The organism is Pseudomonas entomophila, assembly GCF_029478665.1.
GTDB classification, from domain to species: Bacteria; Pseudomonadota; Gammaproteobacteria; order Pseudomonadales; family Pseudomonadaceae; genus Aquipseudomonas; species Aquipseudomonas entomophila_F.
In genome coordinates this window covers 61,331-74,104 of record NZ_JARPQB010000042.1, presented here as the reverse complement: position 1 = coordinate 74,104, position 12,774 = coordinate 61,331, and the positions used below count along the sequence as shown (strand labels likewise).

The window sequence follows — 12,774 nt, the reverse complement described above, 5'->3', positions numbered from 1 at the left end:
GCTTACTCCGGCAGCAGGCTTTCGCCGGCGAACAATTCGGCGACGGTCTCGCGGCGACGCACTTCGAAGGCCTGGTCACCGTCGACCAGCACTTCGGCGCAACGGCCACGGGTGTTGTAGTTCGAGCTCATGACGAAACCATAGGCGCCCGCGGAGCGGACGGCCAGCAGGTCGCCTTCGGCCAGGTCCAGTACACGGTCCTTGCCCAGGAAGTCGCCGGTCTCGCAGATCGGGCCGACCAGGTCGTAGGCACGGCCTTCGCCTTCGCGGGGCTTGACCGCGCTGACGTCCATCCAGGCCTGGTACAGGGCCGGGCGGATCAGGTCGTTCATCGCCGCGTCGATGATGGCGAAGTCCTTGTGCTCGGTGTGCTTGAGGTATTCCACGCGGGTCAGCAGCACGCCGCCGTTGGCGACGATGTAGCGGCCTGGCTCGAACACCAGGGCCAGCTCACGGTCGCCGACGCGTTCGCGGATGGCTTGAATGTAGTCGGCCAGCACCGGAGGCTGTTCGTCGCGATAACGCACGCCGACACCGCCGCCGAGGTCGAGGTGGCGCAGGTGGATGCCGCACTCGGCCAGGCGGTCGACCAGCAGCAGCAGGCGGTCGAGGGCATCGAGGAAGGGCTCGACGGTGGTCAGTTGCGAACCGATGTGGCAGTCGACGCCGATCACGTCCAGGTTGGGCAGCTGCGCGGCGCGCACGTAGATGGCTTCGGCGTCGGCGATGGCGATGCCGAACTTGTTTTCTTTGAGGCCGGTGGAGATGTACGGGTGGGTGCCGGCATCGACGTCCGGGTTCACGCGCAGTGAAACCGGGGCCGTCTTGCCCATCTCGGCGGCGACGACCTGGAGGCGTTCGAGCTCGTCGGTGGACTCGACGTTGAAGCAGTGCACGCCGACTTCCAGGGCGCGACGCATGTCTTCACGGGTCTTGCCGACACCGGAGAACACCACGCGATCGGCACGGCCACCGGCGGCCAGGACACGCTCCAGCTCACCACCGGAGACGATGTCGAAGCCCGCGCCCAGGCGCGCCAGCAGGTTCAGCACGCCCAGGTTGGAGTTGGCCTTGACCGCGAAGCAGACGAGGTGCTCGACACCCTGCAGGGCGTCTGTGTAGCTACGGTACTGGGCCTCGATGTGGGCGCGGGAGTACACGTAGGTCGGCGTGCCGAAGCGTTCGGCGACGGCCGACAGGGCCACCCCTTCCGCGAACAGCTCGCCGCCGCGGTAGTTGAATGCATCCATGGGATTTCCTTACGGCGCGGGAGACGGCTCGGCCTGCTCTTGCTGCTCCGGCGCCTGCTGCTGGGCCGGTTGGGCGTGCTGGTGCTGCTGGTGCGACTTGCGTGGGCCTTTGCCGTTCTTGCCGTCTTCGGGCAGGTACAGGGGGCCTTTCTGACCGCAGGCCGAAACGAGGCAAGCAACCGCGACCAGTGCCGCGAGGGAGGAAATCAGGCGCTTCATGGGTGAAATCCTTGGAAATATGCAGTATTGCGGCCGAGTATACCGAGCGACCACCCGATTGCCTATGCAAGCGCCGGCCCGCCTGGCGGCCTTGCCCTGTTCGCCGGCAAGCCGGCTCCTACGGTTGCAACACCGCCCTTTAGGAGCCGGCTTGCCGGCGAACAGGGCCGCGGATCGGCGCTAAACTTTGCAATCGCGACCAACCGGCCTTATCGTGCCCGGCTTGCGTGTATGCAGCCATTTTTCGAGGTTCCTGCAATGAGTTTGAGCGAAGCGCGTTTCCACGATCTGGTCGACGCGACCCAACAGGCACTGGAAGACCTGTTCGACGAGAGCGACCTGGACCTGGACATGGAGAACTCCGCCGGTGTGCTGACCATCAAGTTCGACAATGGCAGCCAGCTGATCTTCAGCCGCCAGGAACCACTGCGCCAGCTGTGGCTGGCCGACCGCTCCGGCGGTTTCCACTTCGACTACGACGAAGAAAGTGGCAAGTGGGTGTGCGAGAAGACCGAGGAACTGCTCGGTGAAATGCTCGAGCGCATCGTCTGGGAGCGGGCCGGCGAGAAGCTGGATTTCGACGAGATCTGAGATGAGTGACCAGCCCCGGCCGCCCAAGCCGCTCTACAGCAATGTCAGCCCGGCGGTACCGTCACCTTGTATCAGCGTGTGTCGGCTGGACGAGCACAAGGTCTGCACCGGGTGTCACCGCCATGTCGAGCATATTCGCGAGTGGCGCGCGGCCGACGATGAACGACGCCGGCAGATCTGCCGCGAGGCCGAGGTGCTCAAGGCCCGGTCCGGACGATAGCCACAGGTTTCCTGCGGGCTTGTGTATTTGCCCCGCTGTGGTAGTGTCAGGTTCTGCGTCATTGACGCCAGAAGCATTTCGCAAACCCCGCCCTTGGGCGGGGTTTTGCTTTATCTGTCTGTGGAAAATCGCCTGTTCAAGGAGTCTGACTGGATCATGAGCACCAAGCCCTCCCTCATCCTCACCCGCTTGGACGTGCAGCGTCTCGAGCGTTTGCTCGACAGCCTCGATGACAGCACCCCGGGTGTGCTCGCCCTGCAGGACGAGCTGGACCGCGCCGAACAGGTGGTCGGTCATGAGGAAGTACCAGCGGGCGTGGTCACCATGAATTCCCGCGTGCACTGCCGTGAGATCGCCAGTGGCAAGGATTACCACCTGACCCTGGTGTACCCGAAGGATGCAGGGCCGGAAGGCAATGTCTCGATTCTTGCGCCGATCGGTTGCGCGCTGCTGGGCCTGTCGGTGGGCGACCAGATCGACTGGCCCGCGCCGGGCGGCAAGACCCTCAAGCTTGAGCTGCTGGCTGTCGAATATCAACCGGAAGCAGCGGGTGACTTCGACCTCTGAGCGGAACTGAGGCGGCGGACTGCCGCCTTTTGTCTGTCAGCCAATGACCGATGCGCGCAGGCGGTTGGCGTGGATACAGTTGTCCACGATCCTGCCTCTCAGCGACCAGTCGGTATTGATGATCCGGAAATGCTGGATGTAGCTGTTCAGGTCCCGGGACTCGAACCATTCATCAATCTTGTCGTGGAAGTCGTCGGGCACAAAAAATGGCCAGACATACTTGGCGCACTGGATTGATGTCAGGGGCAAGCCGGCATCGCCGTATGTGGCCACCTCATCCATGTACTCCTTCAGTTTGCTGGCACTGGGTGCGTTTTCGCCCATCCAGCGATGTTTGACGCGCGGCCAGTACCCGGGTGGGGTGTGACCTGTATCGTAACCAATCACTACGGTCTTGCCTGGATGCTTGCTCCATAGTTGGTCCAGCGTGAGCCTATGCAGCGAGTATGGAATCACTCGTGGGTTCAGCTCTGCGAGTACTGTTTGCAACAACTGGTGCTCGTCGGCGTCGAAGTCACTGAACTCATGAAAGTCGAGTATGACGATTTCCCTGGCATTGTCCGGGTTGGCGTAGAAACCGTTCAGCGCGTCGACGATGTCCTCCTGGATCGTGCGCCCGGACGAACTGAGGTGGAACAGCTGAAAACGCAGGGGGCTGTTCCTTGGACGGTGTGGATGTGCCCTCACGCGCAAGTCCAATACACGGATCCCGCCACGAATCTGCTCGATGCAGGGAACGTCCTGGGTGATTTCGTTAGGCAGGTTCATGCCCGATGCCAGTTTATCCATGCCGGAATCGTGTGAGCCGGGCAGGATGAGCTGATCGATCCGCAGGCGTCCCAGTTCAGGGTGAGCACCCATCCAGTGTTCTTTGTTCATGACTGCACTCTCGTTTGGTTTGTTGGAGAGTGCGTAGGATGCTTCCTACAAAAACCCGCTTGGCAGCGAGAAATCGTTCCTGGAAGTGAGATGTTTCTCAGGGTTCCAGTGTCGCCTGCAAGCGTTCCAACCCTTCATTGAGCGCCTGTTCCAATTGACCCTTGTAGCGTAGGTAGAGGCTGGTCGAGCCCTGGTCGTCACCCAGCAGCTCGGAAAGGTCCAGGTCGGTGATGTAGCAGCGGTAGCTGCTGGCGCTGTGGCGTTGACGCAGGATTTGCCGGGCCACCACGCTGAACAGCTGGTCGCCATGTTCCAGCTCGGAGTATTCCTGCTGGTCGCAATAGAGCGTGACGTGCACCTCGTCACCCGTGCCGGCCTGGAGGATCGCCTGGACCTCGTAATAAGGTCGGTCGCGCCCATCGACCGGAGCCGACCGCGGTTCCAGCCCGCGTGCCTTGCCAATCCCGGAGGGCAGCAGTTGGTAATACAGGATGTCCAGCGAGGCCTGCTGCAGGCTGTCCAGCGGCAACTGCGCGTCGCGGCGCATCACCACCGATTGCAGGAAGCGTTGCAGCGGCAGCAGCAGGTGCGCTTCGTCCTGCAAGGGCAGGCGCTGCTGCCAGAGCGCGTTGTACTCGTCCAGTACATAAAGGTCGGCCCACCCATCCAGCAGGCGGTAGAACACCTGGATGCACTGGGGCTGGCCCTGGCCGAGCACCAGCGGCAGGTCGTAGTCCTGCAGCGCATTGGCGTCCAGGTGCAGCGGGCTGTAGCTGTCGCGTTCCTCGCCGAGCATGTCGAGCAACGCGCCATGCTCGTCGAGGGTGGCCAGCGTCACCTGGCCGGGTTGCAGCTCCAGTACATGGGTGTGCCGGGCGACCTGCAACAGGTAACGGTGATTGAGGTTCTGGTCGAGCAGCAACTGCACGGTATCGAAGATTTCCCCGACCCGCTGGCTGATGGCCTGTGCCCGGTTGTGGCAGTAGCAGCGTACCCGCACCCGGGGGCGGTGGCTGCGCTGGCCGAGGCTGTTGAGGAAGTCGCGCAGGCAGCGCGCCAGCGCGTGCTCGCCGTCGTAGCGCTGCACCAGTACTTCGTTCCAGCTGTTCAAGGTGATCTGGTTGAGGGTCAGCACCAGGTTCTCGCGTACCCCGGCATAGCTCAGCGAGTCGGTGCGCTCGGTGGTCATCAGGATGTTCAGGTCGCGGTGATGGCGTAGCGGGTCAACCCCCACATTGACCAGCAGCAGGATTTCGTCGGCCACGCTGGGTTGCAGCAGGCGCACTTCGCTGACCGTTTCCAGGGGCAGGGGGATGCTCTGTTGCAGGGTGCCGATCAGGTTGAACAGTTCGAACTCGCTGAGATCGCTTGCGCCCGGGTGCAGGGCCAGGCGCGTGCTGCTGTCGATGACGCCATTGCGGTGGGCCCAGGTCAGCAGTTCAAGCAGCTCCCGGCAACGCTTGATGGGGCTGAAATGCTCCCATTCGTGCACGCCCAGGTTGCCGTTGTACAGGCCCCAGTGATGGGTGCCAGGCTCCTTGCGATTGGGCGATTGCACCAACGTCAGGGTGTCTTCGGCCAGGTCGGGTGCGATCCCCGGGTTGATCACCTCGATCTTGCCGGCGCGGCGCTCGAAGGCGGCGTAGAGGCGCCGGCCCAGCACGTTGAGGTCGCGCTGGTCGGCGCGGCTGTTGGCGTTCTGCTCGCGGGCGAACTGGGTGAGGAAGCGGTAGCTGTGGTTCAGCTCGGCCACCAGTTCGCGGCGCTCGACCGCGACCTGGCGCACCTTCCACTGGCTGCGGCTGTCGAGCAGTGCCAGCTGGCGTTCGTCCCAGCCCCATTCCTCGGTTAAACGCGCCAATAGTTGACGCTGCCAGCCAGCGTTGCGCGAACGGCCCAGGCCGCCGAGCTTCTTGTTCACCTTCAAGTAGAGGCTGCGGCGCACCAGTTCCAGGCGCGCTGTTTCACCACGGCGCAGCAGGTATTGTTCGATGCGCCGGTAGACCATGACATAGGGGTCGAGCTCGTCCAGGTCCAGGCGATTGGCGAACACGGCCTGCTTGAAGTCCAGGCTCAGGCAGCGCACGTGGGGGTGTTCGCTGGCGTAGGTTTCGGTAAGCAGCAGCTTGAGCAGCGACTTGTAGGGTGAGTCTATGCCCTTGTAGAGCTGCCACAGCCCGGCACCGACGTACTCACCGGGTGGAATGTGCGCCAGATGGCCGAGGTCCAGGGCATCGGTCACGCGGATGAAGCGCTTGGACAGCAGGGTCTGGGTGTAGTCCCGGTAGTTGTGCTCCTGGTACACCGGCACCAGCCACCACAGGGGCGTGCGCCCGGCGAGCCAGAGCGCGGTGCGGTAGAACTCGTCGAGCAGCAGGTAGTGCTGGGTGGTGCCGCAATCGTCCGAGCTGAGCCGGCTGTCGCGCTCGCCCTGGACAAAGCCCTGGGGCTCGATCAGGAACAGGTGCGCCTCGGCGCCCTGGGTGGCAGCCCAGTCCTCGAGCAACTGGCACTTGCGCCGCAGTTCCGCCAGTGCCTGTTCGTCCAGGCCTGGGGCATGGCACACCCACACATCCATGTCGCTTTGCTCGGCCTGGGCCAGGGTGCCGAGGCTGCCCATGAGGAACAGGCCATGGATGGGCTGGGGTGGGTTGCCGTGGCGGGCCTTGTAGGTGAATGAGCGGGTCAGGCGCTGGGCCTCGGCCAGCAACTCTGTATCCGGCTCGAAGCCTGAAACACCGGCTGGGGTGGTGCCCGAGACATAGCCCGGCAACAACGGGTGGTTGACGTGGAAGAACAGCGGCAACAGCGTGAGCACCTGCTGCTGGCGCGTGGACAACCCTTCCAGTGCACGCGCCAACCGACCCTGATTGATCTTCAGAAACCGCGCACGCAGCCTGGACAGCTCCTTGCGGTCGATGCCTTGGTCGATATCGGGGCGGATTTCATGGGGGTGGTTCATTGCGCACTCAGGCAGGCCGGGGGAGCACTGGCGAGTTTAGCTTGAGCGCGGTACTCGGATAAATGAAAAGTGGCTTTTTGACGCCATTTTCCCAGCGCCGTTCGTCGAGGTAGGAGCCAGCTTGCTGGCGAACCGCGTGCATAGCCGTTCGCCAGCAAGCTGGCTTCTACCGGGGAACGGTCAGGCGGGCTGGGTGGCTTTCAGAATGGTCAGCAGCTGTTGGACACTCTGCGCGGCATCCAGGCCCAGGCTGGTGAGGTAGCCGCCATCGGGCTGGTCGGTGAGTTGTTTGTCGTACAGGCGTTTCGCGGCGGCGATCAGGGCAGGGGAGGCATTGCTGTGAACCTTGATGCCTTCCTGGTGGCTGTCCAGGTTGAACAGGGCGAGGACTTCCAGTTCGGCGATCAGTTCGGGGGTGAAGGACATGGGCGACTCCTGACTTCCAGACAAGGATGGAAGTCAGGAGTGTAGTCAGGCTTATTCGATATCGCCTTGATCCGCCTCAGGTGGCAGCTCCGGCAGGGCGCGCAGGGCGGTTTCGTACCATTCGGTGTCGAATGCGCGGTCCTGGTCCAGCATGGCGTCGATCTCGATGGCCAGCACGTGGGCCATGAGGTTGAGGATGTCCTCGCGCTCGTAGCCGACCAGGGTCAGCTTGTTGAAGGTGGCCTTGGCCGCTGGGGGCTCGCCGCTTTCGATCTGGTTTTCGATGGCTTGGGTGAGGGTGGCCTCGGTGAAGGCTTCTTCGTCGTTGCCGTCGATATCGTCGTGCTCGCTCATGGCGGTGCTCCTGTGGTGAAGCGCACAGTGTGCCATGCCTGCGTCGGCAATGCCTGGCCATCAGCGCCGGCCATGGCACTGGCCAAGGTGGCGCGGGAGGGCTATAAAAGCCGGGCCAACCCCATACGGCCTTGGAGGCTGTCTCACATGCTCAAGCTTCATGGATTCGCCGTCAGCAACTACTACAACATGGTCAAGCTGGCCCTGCTGGAGAAAGACGTGCCCTTCGAAGAGGTGCCGTTCTTCGGCGGCCCGTCGCCCCAGGCGCTGGCCATCAGCCCGCGTGGCAAGGTGCCGGTGCTGGAGACCGAACACGGCTTTATCAGCGAGACCGGCGTGATCCTCGACTACATCGAACAGACCCAGCCCGGCAAACCGCTGCTGCCTGCCGATGCCTTCGGCCAGGCGAAAGTACGAGAGCTGCTCAGGGAGATCGAACTGTACATCGAGCTGCCGGCGCGCACCTGCTATGGCGAGGCGTTCTTCGGCGCGGCGGTGGAGCCGCTGATCAAGGAGCGTGCAAGGGCCGACCTGCTGTCGGGGTTTGCCACGCTCAAGCGCAATGGTCGATTCCAGCCGTATGTGGCGGGTGAGCAGATGACCATCGCCGATCTGATGTTCTGTTTCTCGGTTGACCTGGCTTACGCCGTGGGCAAGAAAGTGCTGAACATCGACTTCCTGGCGGACTTCCCGCAGGCGGCGGCGTTGCTGGAGAAACTGCGCGAGAACCCGCACATGGCGCGGATCGTGGCGGACAAGGACGCGGCGATGCCGGCGTTCCAGGAAATGATCAAGAGCGGTAAGCGATAGGCTTGCNGGCTTGCCGGCGAATGCAGTCAACGCGAAGCCAGCAAGGCCTTGCCACGCGCCACGGCCGCGCGCACCTGCGCCGGCGCGGTGCCGCCGATGTGGTTACGCGCATTCACCGAACCTTCCAGCGTCAGCACCGCGAACACATCCTGTTCGATCTGGTCGCTGAACTGGCGCAGTTCGTCCAGGCTCATCTCGGCCAGGTCCTTGCCGGTGTCGACACCGTACTTCACGGCATGGCCGACGATCTCGTGGCAGTCACGGAACGGCAGGCCACGGCGCACCAGGTAGTCGGCAAGGTCGGTGGCGGTGGAGAACCCGCGCAGGGCCGCTTCGCGCATGATCGCGTGCTTGGGCTTGATCGCCGGGATCATGTCGGCGAAGGCACGCAGCGAGTCGCGCAGGGTGTCGGCGGCGTCGAACAGCGGCTCCTTGTCTTCCTGGTTGTCCTTGTTGTAGGCCAGTGGCTGGCCTTTCATCAGGGTCAGCAGGCCGGTCAGGGCACCGAACACGCGGCCGGTCTTGCCACGCACCAGCTCCGGTACGTCCGGGTTTTTCTTCTGCGGCATGATCGAGCTGCCGGTGCAGAAGCGGTCGGGCAGGTCGATGAACTGGAACTGGGCGCTGGTCCACAGCACCAGCTCTTCGGAGAAGCGCGACAGGTGCATCATCGCGATGCTCGCGGCGGCGCAGAATTCGATGGCGAAGTCACGGTCCGAGACGCCATCGAGCGAGTTGCCGGCCACAGCTTCGAAGCCCAGCAGCTTGCAGGTCAGTTCGCGGTCGATCGGGTAGGTGGTGCCGGCCAGCGCGGCGCTGCCCAACGGCATGCGGTTGGCACGCTTGCGGCAGTCGACCAGGCGCTCGTAGTCGCGGCTGAGCATTTCGAACCAGGCCAGCAGGTGGTGGCCGAAGGTGACCGGTTGCGCGGTCTGCAGGTGGGTGAAGCCGGGCATGATGGTCTCGGCTTCGCGCTCGGCCTGCTCCAGCAGGCCCTGCTGCAGGCGGGTGATCTCGCCCAGGATCAGGTCGATCTCGTCGCGCAGCCACAGGCGGATGTCGGTGGCCACCTGGTCATTGCGGCTGCGGCCGGTGTGCAGCTTCTTGCCGGTGATGCCGATGCGGTCGGTCAGGCGTGCCTCGATGTTCATGTGCACGTCTTCCAGGTCGACGCGCCAGTCGAAATTGCCGGCCTCGATCTCGCCCTGGATGGTCTTCAGGCCATCGATGATGGTGTCGCGTTCTGTGTCGCTGAGCACGCCGACCTGCGCCAGCATGGTGGCGTGGGCGATCGAACCCATGATGTCGTGGCGATACAGGCGCTTGTCGAAATCGACCGAGGCGGTGAAGCGGGCGACGAAGGCGTCGACGGGCTCACTGAAGCGGCCGCCCCAGGACTGATTGGTCTTGTCGGTGCTCATGGATTCACTCTTTGAAGGCGTGAACGGAAAAAGTGGCGCCGATCATAGCAGGGTTGCGCCCACCGCCGCAGGGCGCTGGTCGAGAGAAGCGCGCAGGCAAGGGGGTGCGGCATATTCAACGATTGAACGGCAGTGTTCCACGGACCGTCTACAGTTGGACAGAGGACTGGCGGTGAATCTGCCAGGCCAGTGAATCTTTGGCCTTCGCACCGGTCTGTAGCGTGACCGTTTCCGGTCTCCCCACACTTGTCTACGCTATACCCGTGCGAGACTCACTCAGGAATCCAGCGCAATTATGAATGTCCTGATCGTTGATGACGAACCCCAAGCCCGCGAACGCCTGAGCCGGCTGCTCGGCGAGCTGGAGGGCTACACCGTGATGGAGCCCAGCGCCACCAACGGCGAGGAGGCCCTGGCACTGATCGAGAGCCTCAAGCCCGATGTGGTGCTGCTGGACATCGGTATGCCCGGCCTCGATGGCCTGCAGGTAGCCGCCAAGCTGTGCGAGCGCGAGGCGCCGCCGGCGGTGGTGTTTTGCACCGGTGATGACGAATACGGCAGCCAGGCATTCAAGGAGAGCACCTTGAGCCATGTCGACAAACCCATCCAGCCCCAGACGCTGCGCGACGCCTTGCGCCGCGCGGAAAAACCCAACCGCGCCCAGCTGGCGGCGCTGACCCGGCCCACCAGCGATGAAGGTGGCGGCCCGCGCAGCCATATCAGTGCCCGCACCCGCAAGGGCATCGAGCTGATCCCGTTGCCGCAAGTCATCTATTTCATCGCCGACCATAAATACGTCACCCTGCGCCACGAAGCGGGCGAGGTGCTGCTCGACGAACCGTTGAAGGCGCTGGAAGACGAGTTCGGCGAGCGCTTTGTGCGCATACACCGTAACGCCCTGGTCGCCCGCGAGCGCATCGAAAAGCTGCAGCGCACGCCGTTGGGGCATTTCCAGCTCTATCTCAAGGGGTTGGAAGGGGATGCCCTGACCGTCAGTCGCCGCCATGTGGCAGGGGTGCGCAAGATGATGCAGACGCTGCACTGAAACGATATTGGTCTGTTTGCGGGTAAACCGGCTCCGGTCGCGCCAACTTCGTGCATTGTGCGAACCTTGTAGGAGCGGCCTCGTGCCGCGAGAGGGCTGCGGAGCGGCCCCAGGGATTTCAGCGTTGACGAGGATATCGCCGGGGCCGCTGTGCGGCCCTTTCGCGGCACGAGGCCGCTCCTACAGGGGTGGGTATGAATCCCACTGGATTGCTGATCTGAATCTGCGGGAACAGCCGGAGGAGCTGTTATTATCGACCGCATTTCTCTGGATCGGGGCGTTTCATGTCCACTCGCGAAATCCGCATTGCCACCCGTAAAAGTGCTTTGGCCCTGTGGCAGGCCGAATATGTCAAAGCCCGTCTTGAGCAGGCCCATCCCGGCCTGCAGGTCAGCCTGGTACCCATGGTCAGTCGCGGCGACAAGCTGCTCGACGCGCCGCTGGCCAAGATCGGCGGCAAAGGCCTGTTCGTCAAGGAACTGGAAACCGCCCTGCTGGACAACGAAGCCGACATCGCCGTGCATTCGATGAAGGACGTGCCCATGGACTTCCCCGAAGGCCTGGGCCTGTATTGCATCTGCGAGCGTGAAGACCCGCGTGACGCTTTTGTCTCCAACACCTTCAAGAGCCTCGAAGCACTGCCAGCCGGCAGCGTCGTCGGCACCTCCAGCCTGCGTCGCCAGGCCCAGTTGCTGGCGCGTCGCCCCGACCTGGAAATCCGCTTCCTGCGCGGCAACGTCAACACCCGCCTCGCCAAGCTCGATGCCGGCGAGTACGACGCCATCATTCTCGCCGCGGCCGGTTTGATCCGCCTGGGCTTCGAGGACCGCATCACCTCCACCATCAGTGTCGACGACAGCCTGCCGGCGGGCGGCCAGGGGGCCGTGGGCATCGAGTGCCGCAGCGCCGACAGCGAAATCCATGCGCTGCTGGCGCCGCTGCACCATGTTGACACAGCCGACCGCGTGGTGGCCGAGCGGGCCTTGAACAAGCGCTTGAACGGCGGCTGCCAGGTGCCGATTGCCTGCTACGCGGTGCTCGAAGGCGACCAGCTGTGGCTGCGTGGCCTGGTCGGCCAGCCCTCCGGCGGCACCCTGCTGGTGGCCGATGCCCGGGCGCCACGCGCCAGTGCAGAAGCATTGGGCGTGCAGGTAGCAGAGGACCTGCTCAGCCAGGGCGCCGAGGCGATCCTCAAGGAAGTCTATGGCGAGGCCGGCCACCCGTGAGCCCCTGGCGCCTGCTGCTGACCCGCCCTGAAGAGGACTGTGCGGCACTGGCGCGGTCGCTGGCCGATGCAGGCATCGCCAGTGCCAGCCTACCGTTGTTGGCCATCGAGCCGGTCGCACTGGAACCCCGGCACAAGGAGCACCTGACAGAGATTGGCCAGGCGCAAGCGATCATTGTGGTGAGCAAGCCGGCTGCGCGGCTGCTGCTAGAGCAGCTTGACCAGGCAGGCATCGAACCGCCACGTGCGGGTTGGTTCACGGTTGGGGAGGCCACGGCGAGCGTGCTTCAGGCGCGTGGGCTTTTGGTGACTTTCCCTACAGAAGGTGATGACAGCGAGGCCTTGCTGGCTCATCCATTCTTACGTCAGGCTATCGCACTTCCTACATCCCGCGTCCTTATTGTCCGTGGTGTCGGAGGTCGCGAACTGCTGGCCGAGCGTCTTGCAGAGCAAGGTGCTAGTGTCGATTATCTGGAACTGTATCGCCGTTGCTTGCCGCACTACCCGGCCGGGACCCTGGCGCAGCGCATCGATGGGGAACGCCTCAATGGCCTGGTGGTCAGCAGTGGGCAGGGTCTTGAACACTTGCATCAGATAGCGGGGACGGACTGGCCGCGGTTTTCGCGCCTGCCGTTGTTCGTGCCCAGCCCGCGGGTCGCCGACCAGGCCCGCGCGCTGGGCGCCCGCGAGGTTGTGGATTGCCGTGGCGCCAGTGCCGCGGCCTTGCTGGCAGCCGTGCAGCGAACCGCTGCGCCTGCCTTTTAAGGCGCTAAGCTAGAGAACGATGCGCCACCATGCAAAGGAT

14 protein-coding genes are annotated in these 12,774 nt (G+C 63.8%); 7 read left to right on the top strand and 7 right to left on the bottom strand.

The genetic code is table 11. The features are described from left to right. Positions 1-2: 2 nt before the first annotated feature. The gene (lysA, locus tag P5705_RS19945; RefSeq protein ID WP_277462660.1) at positions 3-1,250 is read right to left on the bottom strand and encodes a diaminopimelate decarboxylase; all 1,248 of its coding nucleotides are present in this window, start codon (positions 1,248-1,250) and stop codon (positions 3-5) included. Positions 1,251-1,259: 9 nt separating this feature from the next. Continuing rightward, entirely contained in the window at positions 1,260-1,469 is a 210-nt protein-coding gene (lptM, locus tag P5705_RS19940; RefSeq protein WP_277462659.1) for an LPS translocon maturation chaperone LptM, read from the bottom strand. 258 nt (positions 1,470-1,727) lie between these two features. On the opposite strand from lptM, the gene cyaY reads away from it, so the two are divergent. From cyaY to rnk, 3 genes are all read left to right on the top strand, one after another. Continuing rightward, positions 1,728-2,060: an iron donor protein CyaY gene (gene cyaY, locus P5705_RS19935; protein WP_213658846.1), complete on the top strand. Its 333-nt coding sequence runs from the start codon at positions 1,728-1,730 to the stop codon at positions 2,058-2,060. A 1-nt stretch (position 2,061) separates the two neighbouring features. Next, the gene (locus P5705_RS19930) at positions 2,062-2,280 is read left to right on the top strand and encodes a DUF1289 domain-containing protein (protein WP_277462658.1); all 219 of its coding nucleotides are present in this window, start codon (positions 2,062-2,064) and stop codon (positions 2,278-2,280) included. A 156-nt stretch (positions 2,281-2,436) separates the two neighbouring features. Next, entirely contained in the window at positions 2,437-2,847 is a 411-nt protein-coding gene (gene rnk, locus P5705_RS19925; RefSeq protein WP_277462657.1) for a nucleoside diphosphate kinase regulator, read from the top strand. Positions 2,848-2,883: 36 nt separating this feature from the next. Here the strand turns inward: rnk and P5705_RS19920 are convergent, their stop codons facing one another. The 4 genes from P5705_RS19920 to P5705_RS19905 all read right to left on the bottom strand — a co-directional run bounded on the left by P5705_RS19920 (position 2,884) and on the right by P5705_RS19905 (position 7,468). Next, positions 2,884-3,726: a hypothetical protein gene (locus P5705_RS19920; RefSeq protein WP_277462656.1), complete on the bottom strand. Its 843-nt coding sequence runs from the start codon at positions 3,724-3,726 to the stop codon at positions 2,884-2,886. 97 nt (positions 3,727-3,823) lie between these two features. Beyond that, positions 3,824-6,688, bottom strand: coding sequence for a class I adenylate cyclase (locus P5705_RS19915; protein WP_277462655.1), 2,865 nt, complete (start codon positions 6,686-6,688; stop codon positions 3,824-3,826). A 180-nt stretch (positions 6,689-6,868) separates the two neighbouring features. Continuing rightward, positions 6,869-7,114: a TIGR02647 family protein gene (locus P5705_RS19910; protein WP_277462654.1), complete on the bottom strand. Its 246-nt coding sequence runs from the start codon at positions 7,112-7,114 to the stop codon at positions 6,869-6,871. A gap of 51 nt (positions 7,115-7,165) precedes the next feature. Then, on the bottom strand, positions 7,166-7,468 hold the full coding sequence (locus P5705_RS19905; protein WP_277462653.1) for a hypothetical protein: 303 nt from the start codon (positions 7,466-7,468) through the stop codon (positions 7,166-7,168). Positions 7,469-7,615: 147 nt separating this feature from the next. Here P5705_RS19905 and P5705_RS19900 point away from each other — a divergent pair, with 147 nt between their 5' ends. Then, positions 7,616-8,278 (top strand): glutathione S-transferase, encoded by a 663-nt coding sequence (locus P5705_RS19900; RefSeq protein WP_277462652.1) that lies wholly within the window; start codon positions 7,616-7,618, stop codon positions 8,276-8,278. 26 nt (positions 8,279-8,304) lie between these two features. Here P5705_RS19900 and argH read toward each other — a convergent pair whose 3' ends face one another. Beyond that, positions 8,305-9,699, bottom strand: coding sequence for an argininosuccinate lyase (argH, locus tag P5705_RS19895; protein ID WP_277462651.1), 1,395 nt, complete (start codon positions 9,697-9,699; stop codon positions 8,305-8,307). A gap of 295 nt (positions 9,700-9,994) precedes the next feature. Between argH and P5705_RS19890 the strand changes: the two genes are divergently transcribed. From P5705_RS19890 to P5705_RS19880, 3 genes are all read left to right on the top strand, one after another. After that, positions 9,995-10,744 (top strand): LytR/AlgR family response regulator transcription factor, encoded by a 750-nt coding sequence (locus tag P5705_RS19890; RefSeq protein WP_044488561.1) that lies wholly within the window; start codon positions 9,995-9,997, stop codon positions 10,742-10,744. A gap of 284 nt (positions 10,745-11,028) precedes the next feature. After that, the gene (gene hemC, locus P5705_RS19885; RefSeq protein ID WP_277462650.1) at positions 11,029-11,970 is read left to right on the top strand and encodes a hydroxymethylbilane synthase; all 942 of its coding nucleotides are present in this window, start codon (positions 11,029-11,031) and stop codon (positions 11,968-11,970) included. Further along, positions 11,967-12,734: a uroporphyrinogen-III synthase gene (locus P5705_RS19880; RefSeq protein ID WP_277462649.1), complete on the top strand. Its 768-nt coding sequence runs from the start codon at positions 11,967-11,969 to the stop codon at positions 12,732-12,734. The genes hemC and P5705_RS19880 overlap by 4 nt, the downstream gene beginning before the upstream one ends. Positions 12,735-12,774: the final 40 nt, after the last annotated feature.